This is a genomic window from candidate division WOR-3 bacterium (genome assembly GCA_039802205.1).
Lineage (GTDB): Bacteria > Hydrothermota > Tepidihabitantia > SM23-42 > JAOAFX01 > JAOAFX01.
In genome coordinates this window covers 1-17,381 of record JBDRWD010000059.1, presented here as the reverse complement: position 1 = coordinate 17,381, position 17,381 = coordinate 1, and the positions used below count along the sequence as shown (strand labels likewise).

Below are 17,381 nucleotides of genomic sequence, written 5' to 3'. Positions count from 1 at the left end.
ATCAGAGATGAGAGAGAAATACAGTTATCTCAAAAGCAATTAAGAGTTTTATGGCCCATCACTAAAGGTCGCAGAATAGAAAAAATTAGATACAAAATTAAATCAGATAACAAAATAATATATTTAGATATTTACAAAGGTAAATTAAAGGGATTAAAAATTGCTGAGGTTGAATTTAAATCAGTCAAAGAGGCAAAGAAATTTAAGCCACCCGAATGGTTCGGCAAGGAGGTTACCTATGACAAGCGATATAAAAACAAAAATCTTGCAATTTATGGTAAACCTTGATAGAATATAAGTAGACAGGAGGTTATATGGGTGATGAGATACCATTTTATTCCAATGAAGATGTAAGAAAGGGTATAGAAAAGATTAAGACTGAACTGCTGAATAAAGAATCTAATATAGCACTCCTCCATTCTGCGGGCTTCTGGAAGTTTATTTCACCAATTCTTGATTGTGAGCTTCTAACCTACGAGCAAAAGAAGATGGTTGCAAGGGAATTGTTTCCGATTGTATATAAGGATTCTTGATATTTGGGAGAACGAAAATTAGAAAAAAGCGATTATAATTTACAGAAATGTTTTAGATATTGTGGGACAGTGAAAGGTTTCGTTAATTTGCGGTGGTAAGAATACTTAAAATGCGTATTAAACAAATGGTAAATCAAAATAAAGTTTTTATATGAGATGGAGCAAAAATGAGTGATATGTATGAGGAATATAGAGTAGAGCAAGAACATAAAGCCCAGCGGGCTGAAATACCCATTGAATTGCGTAAAAGAATAAGGGCAATGAGTGACGAGGAGATTAAGAAAGAATACGACAGAATAAGTTATGGAATAAAATGTTGGTTAGAGGATTCCCTCTTTGGCAAGGGGTCCATTATGAATTTTCCTAAATTAAGCAATGAGGAAACAATTTATTTCTTTACTGGTTCGACGAAATGGGGTAAATTCTATTTTTTAAACAAGGAGGTAAAGCGAAATCCTGAAGGACTTATTAAATGCAAGGGAAAAATGGTTCCGATTAAAACTTTGTATGAAGAAAGTTGCATTGAAGTTTTGATAGTTGAGGAATATTATAAAAGATTTCTCAAAAGAAAGTTTGAGGATATAGAGTTTTGAGAGATTATGTTCAAAGGCGGATTGATTCGGGAATGAAACGGATAATCATTCCCGCATATCTTGCAAAAAGTGTAAGTGAAGAAGCGATAATTGAAATCGAAAGATTAGGCGAGTTGAATGGGGTGGTGGTTGAAATTGAAAATACCTAAGGTCATACTAAGATGAAAAATTTCAAAATCTTTATTTCTTTTCTCATGATCGCGGTGTTAATAGGATTTTTTTATATTCTATTTTTTGAGCAAACAATTTTGCCCTTTGAAATTGCTCGTCTTAACCTTTTTTTTCAGAAAAGAAAACTTGTGCAATCCGACGTCCACATACTAAATAAAATAGCAAAAAGTATGCCCCAAGGAACTTTAAGAATTGAAGAAGCTTTGAAGGCCTATAACCTACGTATCGTTAGAAAGGATGAAATCGACCCCAACTATGTGAAATGGACATTATATGTAATAAAAGACTTTGACCGAAATGGAATTTTAGATATTGCTCTTTCTTGTTTTCACGAAAAAAAGAGAGAAGCGTTTGTTCTAATTGTTTTGAATAATTCGGTACTTCTTGAAAAATTATATACAAAATACGGGTTGCCACTTTATGAAATTAAAAAAGAATTTATTGACAATTTCTGGTTAGATAGGTCTGGGGTATATGGCGCTATCGAGTGGGATTGGAAGCCTTATTGGCCATCCAATCCCGGGTCATTAAGACCGTGTTTTGGCGTTATTTATAATTATTCTTCAGCCGTTGAATACTACTGGGATGGTAGGCAGTTTTTGAAATTACTCGCAGCAGGTCCTTAACAATTTATAATTCTCTCATCATAATGAAATCCTGTCCAAATTAAATTAAGATTCTCAGGAGGATAGGAGGATAATTTTAGAATTGATTGATTTATTCTTACTCCTTGGGCGATTATATCTCTTCCTAATCTAACTACACATATCCCGGCCTATTCTGAGTCTACTCAAAATGCGGCTCAACCGGATTTTTTTCATCCCCTTTTTCTTCAGGAAACTCATTAAACACACTTTTCGGTATACCATTGAAGAACCAATATTGGTTGATATTAGTAAAGGCATTAAGACAAAGTAATAATTCCTATGTGCATACTTTTTTTATTTCTTTGCTTCCTCGAGATACCGTTCAGCATTTGACTTAATTAGTTTAGATCAAAATTAAAATTAGACTAAAAAGATTTTGTAGATTGGGAGATAACCGGTTTTATGATGAAAGGAAAAACTGGGTGCCGAGAATGATAGATTTTTTAATCTGGCACCCAGTTTCTTTAGATAATCTTTAAATGTACAACCTGGATTACACGGTCTTGATACCAAAGGCGTACTTCGGTATGTTCTTCGTCAGGTATGATGTGTAGTTCAATCTCTGTCCCTGAGGGTGCAGCAATCGGCAGTTTAATCTTTTGTTTTGCCCACCAAATCTGATTGCAGTTATCAACCTTTCGGAATGTGTGTAAGCAGAAGATATCTTTAATTGATTGATACGGCGGTAATAATTGAAATGGTTTGAAGCTATTACGCCCTTCCTTGAGTGCATTTTTAAACCTGATTTGGGGTATTTCACCTGTAGTACTATGGACCTGATGCTCATTATAGCGCCGGGTCTCATTCTGTAAAATAATCCTTGTTCGTTCAATGTTATCCACATGCTCCCGGGCAAAACGTCGGACAATCCGGTCTTGAAGCCACCGGTAAGGACGTTCAATTTTTCCTTTGGCACGAGCCGAAAGTGCATAAATCACCTTGATTCCGCATTTTTCTGCCACCCACCTCCACTGGGTTAATGCCTCATCAGTCTTTATCCACTGGTGCTGCCAGGAACTTTCACCATGTCCAACAAACCGAAAAATGCGGTGGCTATCCTCATAACAAAGTACTGCCACCCCATAATTCCGTACCACTGATTCTAATGCCTTGATGTGTGCCCAGGTTGTTTCATGCTCCACAAAATCAGCATAGAGGAGCAAGCGGCTATAATCGTCCAGAGTAGTAATTAGGCTCCATTTTTCCTTGACATACGGCGACCACTTATGGTGTGAAGAATCGTGTTGAATAAGCATCCCTGGGCATTGGTGAGGACATAGCGGGTTGATTTTTTTCTTTTTTTCGAGTTGGGATATAATAGCCCCATTCTTTGGCTCGGTTGCGAACGGTTTGGACTGAGATTGGTTGCTTGATTTGTTTATTTATGCAATCAGTGAGATAGACATAATTGAAATTAGTAATTGTCGTTTCGGGGTAAGGTATATTATCTTAAAAAATAACCCAGTCTACTTTTAAATTTGACCTTACCCTCGAAAAAGTCCAATTTTAATTTTGACCTAACACGTTTGCGTTACATAATTGACAAAAAGCATATGTTGTGTATATTTATATTAATACTATGAAAGTATTGCGGGTTGGAATAATTCTGCTTTTCCTAATTCTATTTGCTCAAGAAAATAACGAACCCGAAATTTACCGTATTGGCGAATGGGTACGATGCGGGGATTTTGAATTCAAGGTCAATGATTTTTCCCTCTTTACTATAAAAGATAATGAGATCTGGCGTGAAGTAAGTGGTGAGGATTTATCAGATGAGGAATTTTTAAGGCGTGAGGGAAAGAATCGCAAACACAGTTATGTTGTTGTTGACCTCTCAGTCAGGGGGACATCCAGTGAACCGCAAATATTTGATTTTTTGACCGGTGTTTCCTTATATTCTACCAGCGGTGCTACTTGTTTTATTGAAGGGGCCTATGATTATGAAATAATTTGGAAAATCTTAAATAGAGATAAATCTTATGAAGCAAGCGTAACCAAATATACTTCTGCGCGCAGAAAGTTACCTTTCCCTGCAGGTTCAAGCGGAATATATCGCCTTGACTTAGAAGGGACAATCGGCGGAAAAGCAAGTGCATTTATTGAACTTGGTTATGAACCAGAGAATGAACCTGAGGAAGAGAATCTCGAAGATGAAATTGACTGGAATTACTGGGCACCTGCAGAGTTCAAAAGATGGAAGAAATTGGATGATATTGCAGTGAGGATAAATAAAGTTTATCTTGATTCTTTAATTGACCCTATACCTCCACAAGACCCACCGGGCAAAGAGACAAGAAGATATTATTTGATCGTTGATATATCATTTAGAAGTCTTAAAGGGACAAAGACTATTTATCCTTCGGGAGATTTTTGTATCAAAGGTTCCAATAGAGAAAGGCCGATGTTTGTTGCTGATTATGAAGGTAGGGATGTTGAAGGGAATATAAAACTTGGAATGTATGAAAAACTTAATCCCGGAAGACTAAGATACTCACCTGATCCATACTCTCCACCCTATGATGAAGTTACCATAACCCCTGCCCGTGAGACAGTGGTTTCGCGAAAGATTCCTTTTGCTGTTGGTGAGAATTACCCTTATGGGATGGGTAGGAGAATTGTTCCCTATTTGACTGGTGCAATCTTCTTATGCTATGGTCATGGTTCAATTCCAATAACCAATCTTGACTGGCAAGAAAAATATTATGAGTAGAGAAATTTGTTCTAAGGACTTGTGCAAAAATTCGCACAAGTGAAATATTAAAGGGAGAAATATGAAAAGTAGAATAACCTTTTTTGCCGGTAGTGTTATTATTGTTTTATTGGTTGGATTTGTTGCCTGGTATTTTGGTTTTAAGACTGCCAGCATCCCAATTGGCAAAATACTTGAAAAACCAGGGGATTATGAGAATAAAGTTATTTCTATTAAAGGCGAGGTTACTGGCAGAATGGCGATTCTGGCATTAAAATATTATACGGTCAAAGATAACACTGGCGAAATCAAGGTGATTACAAAACGGGCTTTGCCATCAGTTGGTGCAAAGGTCACGATAAAAGGTAAAATCAAGACTGCCTTTGAGATCGGTTCTCTGCAGGAGATTGTTTTTGTCGAGGAAGGAGAGGTAGAGAAAGATAGAAAGTAGGGAAGAGAAAAATGGGATGATGAACAATGGCGAAGAAAATAGTAGGAGTAATAATAATTATTTGTTTTAGGAGGTCTATTCTATCTATGGCACAGGAGTGTCATAAAAAGAATGGAAATGGTGTATCAGAAAGAGATGAACAACCTTAAACTAAAGTTGCAAAAAGAATACGAGGTAGATTTCTTCAAAGTGTACAGTTATAATCCTATAAATGATAGTGTCGAGATAGATTTCTATATTAAAATTCCAAAACATCTCCCTTTAGAGACAAAATTGAGGATCATAACCGATAGACTTTCAAGATTTGAATTTCAACGCCACCCAATCAATTTTTTGAGAGTCGAAAATAGAAAAGGAAAAAAGATTGCAATTGTTGATTTAAAAGAGCCTGATTATTCTCATGCCTTTACTTGGCGAGGGGGATTCTTTCAGGGTTCAAGTGGTGGTCTATCTACTACAATTACTTTGGTTAAGACCTTCCTCCAGCCAGATTATCAAGGCGAATGGATAGATGGTATAGAATTTTATTACGAAGGGGAACCAATCTCTAATGAGTGGGACCATATCAGGCTAAACGGCACGATATACAGATAAATTTTTGTAAGTAATTTCCATTAAGATAGGTGAGAGATTGTGTCGCCAGTCAAAAATTCATTACTATGTAGCGGTTTGATTTATCAAACATTGGCGTAGCCTCTGCTGCACCTTGATTTTTTAAATAATTTCAATAAAATTTTGATATGAAGCAATGTGGAATTGTAAATATAGTTGATGTTATTATCCTTACCATTCTTTTAATTGGGCTCTCTTCATACATTTTAATTGAGTTCATTATCAGTCATAGTAGTTTTACTCTGGCACCGATAGAAACCGGGTATATGCTATTTGTGCTCGTTGGGGTTATTGGCTTTCTGCCTGGTTGGTGTATTGATAAGTTGATTGAAAAAATCAGGATACTTGCTGGAATAGATAATAAAGTTAGAGATAATATGGCTATAAAGTTTATCGGCAGAATTATTGATAAATATCTTTAGTGAATGAAAATTCTTTACACAACCGACCTCCATGGGAATAAAGAGCAATTTGAACTTAATTTTAATGAGGCAATAAAGAATAATGTTAAAATAGTGATAAATGGTGGTGATATGATGCCTAAGACAGATGAATATACAATATTCAAATTGCAGGAAAAATTCCTCAAATACCTTGAAGGATATTTTGAAAAATTTGAGAAGGAGAGAATCTATTACCTTTGTCTTTTAGGTAACGATGATTTGAGAATTTATGATAAGCGATTTGATGAGATTTGTAAAAAATTTGAATTTGTGAAGAATATTGCTCAACGAAAAGTAAAAATTGAAGGGTATGAGTTTATCGGGATGAACTTTATTGTGGATAATCCTTTCCGGCTTAAGGACCGATGTCGAAAAGACACAGATGAATATCAAATAGGTATTCAGTATGGTACTGCACTCGTTTCGCTGGATAATGGTTTTGAAGAGATAAAAGACTGGAAATCGTATATCAATACCTTGCCAACCTTAGATGATGAATTGAGCAAATTGCCTAAGCCAAAAAACAAAGGAAATACAATTTATGTTATTCATATGCCGCCTTCCAATCTTGGTTTAGATGTCTGTCAAAATGGCAACAAGGTTGGTTCTAAGGCGGTCTATAATTTTTTGCTGAAAAACCAGCCAAGGATGTCTCTACATGGACACATTCACGAATCGCCTGAGATTTCTGGTGTTTGGAAAGCGAATATCGGGGATACGATTTGTATTCAGCCCGGACAGAGTGGAATATTAACTTACGTGCTGATTGATACATCAAAAAATAAAATAGATTTATTTCGCCAGTGAATTTATTCTTTGGACAATTGAATAGTAAATTATTCTGAGTATGGAGCATTTAAGCGATTCACACTGCACCAAGAAGATAACAAAAAGTCTTAAGAGAATTTTAGTGCTTTCTGGTATTTACAAATATTACCAACGCTATATTACGGATAAGACTGAATTTGTGCTTGACAGAGGCCTTTCTTGGGGTGGTTGTTGTGCACTTGGAGAAGATTATCCTAAAATCGTAAGAATAAAGCGACATTTGCCAAAGGATTTTGGCGGAAATTCTTTAATCGCTAACATAATGACCGGTTCTCATATTGCCCACGAACTCGGCCATATTATTGCGTATTACGAAAAAAATCAGGATAAATCAGAAAAAGCTGCCTACAGGTTGGTTTTAGAATATTTCGAAAATCTATCCAAAAACCTTAAGCATCCACCATTTAAGCTGACCATTGTCAATCGTGCAAAAGGCAAATGGTATGTGGATTTTAAATGGTGCAGAAAGAGAAATAAATCACCGAGGAGAAGAAATGATTTATTTTACTGCTGATACGCATTTTTATCATACAAATATTATCAAATACTGCAAACGGCCATTTAAGGATGTTGATGAAATGAATGAGAAAATGATTGAGAATTGGAATAGGGTTGTCCGTCCAGTTGACCAGGTCTATATTATCGGTGATTTTGTTTTTGGACATGCGGGGAGGCAATGTGAAAGAATTGTAGAAATTATCAAAAGACTCAAAGGTAATATCTTTTTAATCAAGGGTTCACACGATAAATTAGAAAATTTTAACCCATCAATTCTTAGGGAGGATGCAAAACGATTTCATATCTTTCAAGATAGGATAATCACAATTTTGGTTGAAAACCAAGAAATAGTCTTGTGTCATTATGCAATGCGGGTCTGGCCAAAATCTCATTATGGCTCTTGGCATTTATATGGTCACAGCCATGGCCAACTTGAAGGATGGGGTAAATCGTTTGATGTTGGTGTAGATTGCTGGAATTTCAGACCCATCTCTTTTTCTGAAGTTTGTAGTATAATGAAAACCAAACCCGATAACTTTGATCTCGTGAGAAAATAATAATTCGTAATCAAATCATTCCACCAATTCGCATTTTTGCTCAGATGATTTATTTTCTTGATTTAATAACAATAATAAGTATAATTTAGCATGACAATTATTTTTTCAAATGCGTCTTAAAAAGATACTTCACAAATTCGCATTTGTGGACAGGTATTTAAAGGTTAGGTGAGAAATGAATTTTTTACTAAAATTATTTAAGGGATTGGCCAATAAGACCAGACTTAGGATGATTGAAATCTTATTAGATAAGAAGGCATTGACTGCGGATGATTTTTCTGAGATATTAAATATTCCTCGGGTAACGGCGTGTAGAAACTTGAAAATTCTTGAACGAGAGGATTTGATTAAAGGTGAACGGATAAATGTCCAGGTCTACTATTCATTAAACAGAGATAAAAATAGACCATATAATGCTGCACTGATTGCATTGATTAAGAAAAAGAAAGCCGGGGGTTAATTATTTTTACTATTTCACAAATTCGCATTTATGCACAGATGCTTTTAGTGTTGGTAATTGGTATCTGCACCTTGCTCATTGCTCAAGTGGATGTTGATTCACTCAATGAAACAATTGGCGATAAGTTTTTTGAGGCGGCGAAGGAATACCTTGGTGTGCCATTTGTCTGGGAAGGAAGGTCTAAGGAGAAGTTGGATTGTATGGGATTGATATTTCTGGCATATAAAGATGTTACTGGTAAAGATTGGAAAAAATTGAGTGTTTATCCATCTAAATTGGTTAAAAGTGGCAAATTAGGAAGACCTGTTGAAGGTCTGGATGGTGTATTGAAGGGGGACTTTGAACATACAAAGTTAAGAAAGGGTGATATAATATATTTTTTGGTTACAGAAAAAATTTATGATACCGATGTTCCGCTTGTTAATATAGATAGCATTCCTTACTGGGTATGGCATATGGGGATATTTGCAGGTTTTGATTCATGTGGGGTTGCGCTGTGTTTGAATGCAAGGCCCGGGGATAAGGTAGTCATTGAGCCTCTGGAAGATATTTATTTTGATGCGATTTTTGTAACGCGATTTGATACTATAATTGAATACCAATCGTCTCGTTCGTCTCCTGAAAATTCAGATAATTCACCCTCCCTTAATCCCTCCCATCAAGGGAGGGAATTTCAGATAAAGCCCTCAAGGGGAGCGGGCAATAGAATTGAATCGCGTGAAGAAATAGTCAAAAACTTGCAAAAATTAATGGCGGATAACAAGGCTGTTGTAATTTATGCAATTGTGACACTATGCGATAATAAACATCAGGGTATTATACCGGTTCCACAAAGATTTGGCAATGGTGATGACCCTAAAAATAATTTATACTGGGGTGCGGATGGTGGATTAAAGACATATTTTAAGAAAAGCAAAGAATGGCGAATGGTAGTGAATGTTGAGAATGTCAGTGAGAATATTCTTGAGCGGTGTATATTTAAAAGAAAAGATAAGAATGTTTATATGATTGCTGATGCCTACAGAGGAGGCGCGATCAAAGAGGCAATCTTTGACTTTCTCAATGTAGTTGCGAAGGATACAATTTTACGAACAGAAATTGGATTGCCCGTGAATGAAGTGAATTTGGACTTCAAAAATGGGGTGGTGCCACAATTGGTCTGTTATGTTGGGCATAATGGATTATTAGATTTTACACTTGATAGCCTACCCAAGCCGTCTGGAAATAATAAACCAAAGGATGTTATAATTCTTGCCTGCCTGAGTAAGAATAGTTTTTATAATATTTTAGATTCACTTGGTGGTTATCCTTTGTTATGGACAACCAATTTGCTTGCCCCTGAAGCCTATACCTTAAACTCTGCAATTGATGGCTGGGTAGAATTAGGAAGTGGAGAAGAGATTAAGAGTCGTGCTGCAAAAGAATATAATAGATATCAGAAATGTGGACTAAATGCCGCCAGAAAACTTTTTGCCACAGGTTGGTGAAAAGATAAAACTGTCATGACAAACAAATATTCAAGCCCGTCAGACCCAGTGTTGCTGTTACAATCTTATGAAAAATCATAGCCAGCGAGCAGATTCGAACTGCTGACCTGCGGTTTACGAAACCGAATTAACCTTTTTTCAAAACTTCTGAAATTTCGTTAGAAATCGCAGAAACATATGCAAGTCCTTGATTTGCGCAATTCTGTCCATTTTTGGGAATTCTGTCTATTATTTAGTGCTACCGATAGGTATAACAATATTTTGCAAAACTGGTTGAATTAAAGAGCGACCACGGTGGCTGGTTTACGAAAATAGCATTAGATACCGTCGGTGGCAGGGGATTCGCGGTCTCCAAAAAGTATTTGATTTTTCCAAAACTTTTTGGAGAAAAGGGGAAAAGTCCCCTTTGCACCCATACATTTTGGCACAAAAATGGCACAAATCTGGACGGAGTAGGTTTCATATTGACCTTGTCAAATTATTTTCCTATACCCCCAACTAATCTATCAAATATTCTTGGATTCTTAGCCGCAGAAACTGCAACATCATATGTTATAAGCCCACGCATATATAAATCTTTTATCACTTCATCCATACTCTGCATATGCTGGGCAGCGTTGGTTCGAATAATATTATCTATCTGATTTGTCTTTTTCTCTTTTATAACATTCCTCACTGCATCATTGGCAATCAGAACTTCTGTGGCAAGAACTCGACCCTTTTTGTCCGCCCTCGGTAACAACCTCTGACATATTACCGCCAGGAGTACCGAAGCAAGCTGAAAACGAATTTGTTCCTGTTGATGGGGTGGAAATACATCTATTATTCTATCAACACTTGATGCGGCATCAATCGTGTGCAGTGTAGCGATAACAAGATGACCGGTCTCGGCCGCAGTTAAAGTAGTTGAAATCGTTTCAAGGTCTCTCATTTCCCCAACGCCGATAATGTCTGGATTCTGCCTCAAAATATGAACAAGTGCCCGGGAGAATGATTTTGCATCCGTGTATGCCTCCTGCTGAACAATGATACTCTTTATCGGCGTGTGTATATACTCCACCGGGTCTTCAATTGTAATAATTTTACAGCGGCGCTCACGGTTAATAAAATCAATAATTGCATTGAATGTAGTGGTTTTACCCATACCGGTTGCCCCAGTTATAAGTAGTAGACCACTGACTTTCCTGCTTAATTCAACGAGAATCGGTGGCAAACCAAGTTCTTCAAAACTCTTGATTTCAAATATGCCCAATCTTATCGCTGCTTCCATATTACCCCGATGATAGTAAAGGCTGACCCTGAAATATCCAATATCAGGCAAAGAAAAGGCAAGACATAATTCCCTTTCAACTTCAAACCTCTTTAGCTGGTCTTCGCGAATTACTTCCATAAGCATAGCTCTAATCTTTCCTGGTGTGAGGGTTTCGTAATTCATAATGATGATTTCACCGTTAACCCTCATAAAGGGAGGTGTACCCGTGACCAGGTGCAAATCCGAGGCATTCGCCTCACGAGCGGTCTTCAAAAGATTGTAGAATTGGTTCATTGGATAAAACCTCTCCTTTCTGGTGGATTGATGATTACAACTGCCTTGCCTAAGATATCACGCAAATGGAATTTCACCAACTGAGCGCCTGAATTATAGAGGAAATATGCGAAGAGAAAATAAGAGCTGTCAGGAAGGGAAATAGAAGCAGTAATATTTCGTACCTGAGCAAGAGGACCTGCTGTATTAGAAATTTCATTGCCGTTTACAAAAATTTTCCCTTGTATGATTGAAATCTCATCACCGGGGATTCCGATAATCCGTTCGATAGTAGTTATGTATTCATGTTTTGCAGCTACGATATCTCCTCTCTGCGGCAACTTATTCTGATAAGCCCTTCGGTTAATTAAAATTTCATCTCCTTTCATAAAAGTTGGTGCGAGACTTTCTGTTGGTATTGTGACGCGGAGATAAAAGATATTAAACATAATCAAAAATATAGAATAAAGCAAAAAACCTATAGAAACTGAACTTAGAATTATTCCGACTCGTACAATAGGAGTTAATATGTAATTTTTTATTTTGTAGTAATGAATTACTGCATCGTAAGATGAATATAGTATTAATGCTATAAGTAAATAGAGAAAAAAATTGGATGCGATGTTGGTAATAAAAACAAAAAATAGCACGAAAAGCAATAACGCTGTAGATATAAACAATAGACCGTTGTTATACCTTTTTTGTAGTATCTGAATAAATCCAGGGATAAAGCCAGCGATTAAAACGAGCAGGATTTTTGAATAGACGGGGGCCACTTTTGAAACAAATTTAACTGATTTTCTGGTATACCTGAGAAGAAAACTTAATGAATCGGCAATTGGCTGCTCGGTACCGGTTGTTCGTTTTGCAAATTTTTCTCTTTTGACTTTAGACTTCTTCTTTGATCTGGGGGGATATACTTCTATTTCTGTTAGTGCATCTAATGTCGAACCACACTGCAAACATTCTTTCGCACCTGGTAAATTTCCCCAGCCACACTTAGGACACTTCATGGCTTCGCCTTACATGGATAATCGCGGACTTTGACACGGATTTTGTCTGCGCCAATCTGTGAGCTTTTCATCGGTGCTAATCAGTATGCTGTTTTTTTGCATCAATCTTCGAAGATATGTGCACATCGGCCTCATAGAACTCAGGCTTGTGTTTCTTACTTTTCATTTCACCAATTATCCCTTTTACAATCTCAGCAATTTCTACACATTTTTTTCCTTTTACACCTTTAATGTCAAGATGAACTTCTCCATTCTCATCAATTATTATTTCAAGTTCTGTTTTTGACATACTAATCCCCCTCTGGCATAAAAAAATTCCTCTTTATCCAGTAATAAATTTTTGAGAAAATATTTTGGCCCACAATCCCTTTATAGGCTTCAATACAATCAGGATAATCCGGTTTTATTTTTAATGCCCTTTCATAGTATTCCTTCGCGTTCTTAAGTAATCCCATCATTTGATAAGACTTGCCAATCAAAAAATATATAAATGGACTCTTCGGGCAGAGTTCTAATGCACTCTTAAAATGTTTTAATGCGGGTGCCGGTTCATTTACCGAGAGATAACTTATTCCGATGCGGATATGAGTAAATGGATTCCTGTTATCGCATTCCAGGGCTTTCTTAAAACAAAATTCAGCATTTTTGAAATCCCGTGCTATTACAATATCACCCCGTGATAACCAGAATAGTAGAGAGTTAGACCCTTTCTTCATAGCCTGTTCAGAATAGCCGAGCGCCCTTTCAATCTCTCCTTTTCTTCCGAGTGCCATCGCTTTTAAGGCGAGCAATTCCGCGTTTATCCCGATTACCTCGCACGCCTTATCAGCCCATACTATTGCCTCATCAAATTCACCTAAGTCAATCAAGCAAAGAACCTGACCGCTCCAGGCTTCAGGGATATCAATTTTATAACTCAACGCCCTTGAATAATATCTCAATGCTGCCTCAAAATCACCATTTAACTGGGCATCCTGTGCTAATTTCAGATAATATGCATCATCAAATCCTTTTTTGATATCTGCTGGTTCGGGTTTCTGTTTTATAGAGATTTCAAGATTTTCAAATCTTCCCATATTTAAAATCTTCTCAGCAGCAACTTAATCCTGCCTCCTTCAGCAGTCTCCTGCACGAGCGTATAACCCTTTTTTGTTAACTCCTGTTTAACCTTTTGATAGGCATATTGCTGTTTGATCTTATTTAAAAACAGCCTGCCTACCTTGTTTAATTCCTCATTGGTCTTATTCTCACCGCTAACACAGATTGTAAACTTTCCCCTTACATCTTTTTTAAAGGTAACTGTAATCCCTTCTCTTGTAAAAACAAGTTCTTCTTCGGGTTTCAAAGATTCTTCAATGACTTCGCTCTTTTCATCAGCAAGTTCAATCTCGTTTATAGTCTTCTTTTCTACTCTTTTGACCTCAGTCTTTTTCATTAACTTAAAACCAAGACCCGCTGCTGCAGCAGCTGCCAGGGAACTGAAAACTGGCCAACCGCCAACAACTACTGGAACAATGATACATACTATCGACATATCACCCCCTATTATAATTCCAGTCTTCTCTTTTCTGCTGCTCCAGTTTCTTCCTCAGGTAGCGATGCCCTTCTCGTCCTTGTCTCCGCCCATCTCCTTAAACTTTCAATCTCTTCATACATCGTTTTTGATAATGGCACGGTTTCTTTTATCGCCTTCTCAATCGCTGCGGTGGTTAAATCCTCTCCTTTCTCGAAAACATCAAATAAAGCCGAGACAATTGCTTCCTCAATCTCCGCACCACTAAAACCTTCGGTTATTTTACTGAGATGGTCAATATCAAAATTTTTCGGGTCGCGCTTCCTTTTTGCAAGATGGATAGCAAATATCTCTTTTCGTTCACGGTAAGTTGGTAAATCTACAAAGAAAATTTCATCAAACCTTCCCTTTCTTAAAAGTTCAGGTGGCAACTGTGTAATATTATTTGCGGTAGCAATCACAAAGACTGGTGAGGTTTTTTCCTGTAACCAGGTGATAAAACTGCCAAAGACCCTTGCGGTAGTTCCGGCATCAGAGAATGTAGAACTCTGTGTCCCAGCGAACGCCTTTTCAATCTCATCAATCCACAATATCGCCGGTGCTACAGATTCCGAGACCTGGATTGCCTTACGCACATTCTCCTCTGATGAACCAACCAAACTTGAAAAGACTTTGCCCAGGTCAAATCTCAAAAGTGGCACGCGCCAGAGTGAGGCAAGTGCCTTGGCACATAGACTCTTACCACACCCTTGAACACCGATAAGTAAAACACCTTTCGGTGCCGGGAGCCCGAACTCTTTTGCCTTCTCTGAAAATGCCAGACTTCTTTTCCTCAGCCATTCTTTTAATATCTCTAATCCACCGATATTATTGAATTTCTCAGTTGAAGAAAAGTACTCCAGTAGCCCTGATTTTTTAATAATCTGTTCTTTTTCCGCAAGGATGATGGGTATGTCTTCCTCTTTTAATCTACCGCCCATCACCAGAGTTTTGGCGAAGACATTTTCAGCCTCATTTAATGTCAATCCAAGTGCTGATTTTAAAATTCTTTCCCTTTGTTCCGGATTAAGCGAAATCTTTAGCTCGGTTTTGGCATTTACCTCTTCAATAATCTGGGATAGCAATCCGTCCAGTTCTTTCAAGTCGGGTAGGTCAAGATTTAGAACAGTTATATCCTTCTCCAGTTCCATTGGTATCTTCATTCGCGGTGATAGGAGTATCAATGTCTTTAAGCTACCTTTTAGATAATCACTCAATTCTCTTAGTTTTCGCACCACGCTTGCTTCGTTCATAAATGGATGCAAATCTTTGAATACAAAAATTGCCTGCTCAACCATTTCCACTACATTATTGAGTGCTACAATTGGGTCGCAGGTCTGGGTATCAATCTTCTTTGATTGGATGGACTGTCCAAAAGGATAGAGCCCACGGGTAACTGACCAACAATAGACCTTTTTATCTCGTGCCCGGGCAATCTCGGCGATCATATTCTCTGCCCTTGCTTCTTCATAAGTTTCAATAAGTATTATCGGATATCGCGCCCGAATTAAAATCTCAAGCTCTTCCTTTTTGTTCACAAGATCCTCCAAAAATTCATAACCCTCGCCCCTTGTGGGCGAGGGAAGGGTGAGGGGTGTTATGTTCTTCCATTTGTCTTGCCATCTCCACCGCCATTCCATCCAGGTATTTAAATGCTACAATGCCATCCTCATTAATTACAATCTCCTGATTATCTGCCAGGCAATGACTCATTTCTCTCCTCAACTTAAATAGATCCAAAATTTTGATAATTATACCCTTATTTTTTGCATAGTCAAGTGCCTTGGCTATTTCATCCGCGCTAACCATTCGTGCTAATCCTTTGCTCGCAGCGGCAATCCGCCTATCTAATCTGTGCCCATCAGCGTCTTCTTTTTTATCCGTGTCAATCTGTGTATTTAAATATGGAAAGTAATTGGTCAACAGCCATAGCGATTTATACGGTATGTCCACGCTCATCCAGTCAATAATCTTCTTAAAGCAACAATCCAGATGTCCTGGTAAAAGGAGATGCCGAAGGATTACCTTATTCCTCGTTGCCTTTATATTCGCCGTCGTCGTTTCAAAATAATCTGCGCAAATTCGCATATTGTTTGTTTCTGTGCTCATCCGCGTACAAGTATTATTCCCGAAATGCATATCCGCCACAATAAATTCAAACCATTCGCTCAAAATTTGGTTAATTCGGGGATTATAGTATAAATTCGTATAGAATACCAGCGGAATTTTAGGTCTCAATTTTTCAATCAATTCAAAGATTGTAAGCAGATGCACACTCGGCTCTCCACCAATAAAACTTATCGTCTTTGGTTTTAATTTCTCAATTTCAGTTTCTATTTTTTCTATAAATCTATCATTCACTTCCACAAAATCCCTGCCCATCTGTGTTTTTTCTTTTCCTGTGCTAATCAGTGTATTCTCCTCCGCCACCGAGCAAAATATACAACGCAAATTGCATCCCGCAAAATAAATTGCATAGGTCGGCGCAATTTCTTCTATTTCATTTACTAATACTGCAGTATTGAATACCTTTGAATTCCTGTCTACACCGCAAAACCCTCTTTTACCCTTCAATCTATTCACACCGCAATTTCTTGGGCAGATATGACAACTTTCATATTCTTTTTCAATGGTCTCAATTATTCTATACATTTATTTAATTATAAATAAACATTCTCAAAAGTCAACAATTTATTTTGAGGTCGCTGAAAAGGTCCTTTTCTGTCGCCCTAAATCCTGATTTTCCTCAGGACAGGTTTATTTCAGGGTTTCAAAACGTGCTGATTTTTCATGATGCTGAAACAAGTTCAGCATGACAATATTGGTTAAATGTTAGTTGCAGCACAGCCTCTCACAGATTAGTTTAGCAATTTCACTTTTCCTTCTTTGTCACCCACCAGATGAACAGTATTGCAATTGCCGCGCAGACAATTCCAATAATGATGAATAGCCATTTAGGATTGATATCGCCAACTTCTATATAACTGATAAAGGCAATCAATATTAAAATTATTGCCCATATTCCCCTTGCCCGATTTCCCCACCTCTGCTCTTCGTATTTATCCCGCATGTTACTCTATTATAACAAAATCTTAGAGATTTACAATAGCCTCAAAATACACCCTCATCTTTACGCTTAATTCGCCTGACCCCATCTTGAGGTATGGGAATTCGAATAATTCCGAAGGTTGGGGTTTCAGGGGCAAAGCCCCTGATGATCTATCCGTCTTTCATCAAAATAAAATCTTACCCAAAATAAATTTAGATTCTCAGGCGAATAAGAGTATAGTTTTAGAATTGAATTAATCATGCTCTTTACTCC

At 37.4% G+C, this 17,381-nt stretch carries 22 protein-coding genes; 13 read left to right on the top strand and 9 right to left on the bottom strand.

Annotated elements, in window-relative coordinates; genetic code table 11:
• The 4 genes from ABIL39_10365 to ABIL39_10350 all read left to right on the top strand — a co-directional run.
• A partial coding sequence (locus tag ABIL39_10365; protein MEO0166524.1) for an adenylate cyclase occupies positions 1–288 on the top strand: 288 nt, incomplete at its 5' end.
• Positions 289–314: 26 nt separating this feature from the next.
• Entirely contained in the window at positions 315–533 is a 219-nt protein-coding gene (locus tag ABIL39_10360; GenBank protein ID MEO0166523.1) for a hypothetical protein, read from the top strand.
• 167 nt (positions 534–700) lie between these two features.
• Positions 701–1,126, top strand: coding sequence for a hypothetical protein (locus ABIL39_10355; GenBank protein ID MEO0166522.1), 426 nt, complete (start codon positions 701–703; stop codon positions 1,124–1,126).
• A 341-nt stretch (positions 1,127–1,467) separates the two neighbouring features.
• Complete coding sequence (locus tag ABIL39_10350; GenBank protein MEO0166521.1) at positions 1,468–1,923, top strand: hypothetical protein; 456 nt, start codon at positions 1,468–1,470, stop codon at positions 1,921–1,923.
• Between the two features lie 485 nt (positions 1,924–2,408).
• Here the strand turns inward: ABIL39_10350 and ABIL39_10345 are convergent, their stop codons facing one another.
• On the bottom strand, positions 2,409–3,086 hold the full coding sequence (locus ABIL39_10345; protein MEO0166520.1) for a hypothetical protein: 678 nt from the start codon (positions 3,084–3,086) through the stop codon (positions 2,409–2,411).
• Between the two features lie 437 nt (positions 3,087–3,523).
• Here ABIL39_10345 and ABIL39_10340 point away from each other — a divergent pair, with 437 nt between their 5' ends.
• The 9 genes from ABIL39_10340 to ABIL39_10300 all read left to right on the top strand — a co-directional run bounded on the left by ABIL39_10340 (position 3,524) and on the right by ABIL39_10300 (position 9,969).
• Positions 3,524–4,654: a hypothetical protein gene (locus tag ABIL39_10340; GenBank protein MEO0166519.1), complete on the top strand. Its 1,131-nt coding sequence runs from the start codon at positions 3,524–3,526 to the stop codon at positions 4,652–4,654.
• 61 nt (positions 4,655–4,715) lie between these two features.
• Complete coding sequence (locus ABIL39_10335) at positions 4,716–5,084, top strand: hypothetical protein (GenBank protein MEO0166518.1); 369 nt, start codon at positions 4,716–4,718, stop codon at positions 5,082–5,084.
• 111 nt (positions 5,085–5,195) lie between these two features.
• Positions 5,196–5,678 (top strand): hypothetical protein, encoded by a 483-nt coding sequence (locus ABIL39_10330; GenBank protein MEO0166517.1) that lies wholly within the window; start codon positions 5,196–5,198, stop codon positions 5,676–5,678.
• 146 nt (positions 5,679–5,824) lie between these two features.
• A complete protein-coding gene (locus ABIL39_10325) occupies positions 5,825–6,118 on the top strand; it encodes a hypothetical protein (GenBank protein MEO0166516.1) in 294 nt (97 codons plus the stop codon).
• A 3-nt stretch (positions 6,119–6,121) separates the two neighbouring features.
• Positions 6,122–6,946 (top strand): metallophosphoesterase, encoded by an 825-nt coding sequence (locus ABIL39_10320; protein MEO0166515.1) that lies wholly within the window; start codon positions 6,122–6,124, stop codon positions 6,944–6,946.
• 40 nt (positions 6,947–6,986) lie between these two features.
• On the top strand, positions 6,987–7,481 hold the full coding sequence (locus tag ABIL39_10315) for a hypothetical protein (GenBank protein ID MEO0166514.1): 495 nt from the start codon (positions 6,987–6,989) through the stop codon (positions 7,479–7,481).
• Positions 7,462–8,022 (top strand): phosphoesterase, encoded by a 561-nt coding sequence (locus tag ABIL39_10310; protein MEO0166513.1) that lies wholly within the window; start codon positions 7,462–7,464, stop codon positions 8,020–8,022. Before ABIL39_10315 ends, ABIL39_10310 begins: the two co-directional genes overlap by 20 nt.
• 175 nt (positions 8,023–8,197) lie before the next feature.
• Positions 8,198–8,482: a winged helix-turn-helix domain-containing protein gene (locus ABIL39_10305; protein ID MEO0166512.1), complete on the top strand. Its 285-nt coding sequence runs from the start codon at positions 8,198–8,200 to the stop codon at positions 8,480–8,482.
• Positions 8,483–8,520: 38 nt separating this feature from the next.
• A complete protein-coding gene (locus tag ABIL39_10300; protein ID MEO0166511.1) occupies positions 8,521–9,969 on the top strand; it encodes a hypothetical protein in 1,449 nt (482 codons plus the stop codon).
• Between the two features lie 478 nt (positions 9,970–10,447).
• On the opposite strand, the gene ABIL39_10295 is transcribed toward ABIL39_10300, so the two are convergent.
• The 8 genes from ABIL39_10295 to ABIL39_10260 form a co-directional block, all read right to left on the bottom strand.
• Positions 10,448–11,515, bottom strand: a complete 1,068-nt coding sequence (locus tag ABIL39_10295) for a PilT/PilU family type 4a pilus ATPase (protein ID MEO0166510.1) — start codon at positions 11,513–11,515, stop codon at positions 10,448–10,450.
• Entirely contained in the window at positions 11,512–12,507 is a 996-nt protein-coding gene (gene lepB, locus ABIL39_10290; protein MEO0166509.1) for a signal peptidase I, read from the bottom strand. The genes ABIL39_10295 and lepB overlap by 4 nt, the downstream gene beginning before the upstream one ends.
• A gap of 76 nt (positions 12,508–12,583) precedes the next feature.
• Positions 12,584–12,796 carry a DUF2997 domain-containing protein gene (locus ABIL39_10285; GenBank protein ID MEO0166508.1) on the bottom strand — a complete coding sequence of 71 codons (213 nt, stop codon included), beginning with the start codon at positions 12,794–12,796 and terminating at the stop codon, positions 12,584–12,586.
• Between the two features lies 1 nt (position 12,797).
• Positions 12,798–13,583, bottom strand: a complete 786-nt coding sequence (locus ABIL39_10280; GenBank protein MEO0166507.1) for a tetratricopeptide repeat protein — start codon at positions 13,581–13,583, stop codon at positions 12,798–12,800.
• A 2-nt stretch (positions 13,584–13,585) separates the two neighbouring features.
• On the bottom strand, positions 13,586–14,041 hold the full coding sequence (locus ABIL39_10275; protein ID MEO0166506.1) for a DUF1257 domain-containing protein: 456 nt from the start codon (positions 14,039–14,041) through the stop codon (positions 13,586–13,588).
• Between the two features lie 11 nt (positions 14,042–14,052).
• Entirely contained in the window at positions 14,053–15,597 is a 1,545-nt protein-coding gene (locus tag ABIL39_10270; GenBank protein ID MEO0166505.1) for an AAA family ATPase, read from the bottom strand.
• Positions 15,598–15,613: 16 nt separating this feature from the next.
• A complete protein-coding gene (locus tag ABIL39_10265; GenBank protein ID MEO0166504.1) occupies positions 15,614–16,711 on the bottom strand; it encodes a radical SAM protein in 1,098 nt (365 codons plus the stop codon).
• Positions 16,712–16,931: 220 nt separating this feature from the next.
• Positions 16,932–17,129: a hypothetical protein gene (locus tag ABIL39_10260; GenBank protein MEO0166503.1), complete on the bottom strand. Its 198-nt coding sequence runs from the start codon at positions 17,127–17,129 to the stop codon at positions 16,932–16,934.
• Positions 17,130–17,381 lie beyond the last annotated feature (252 nt).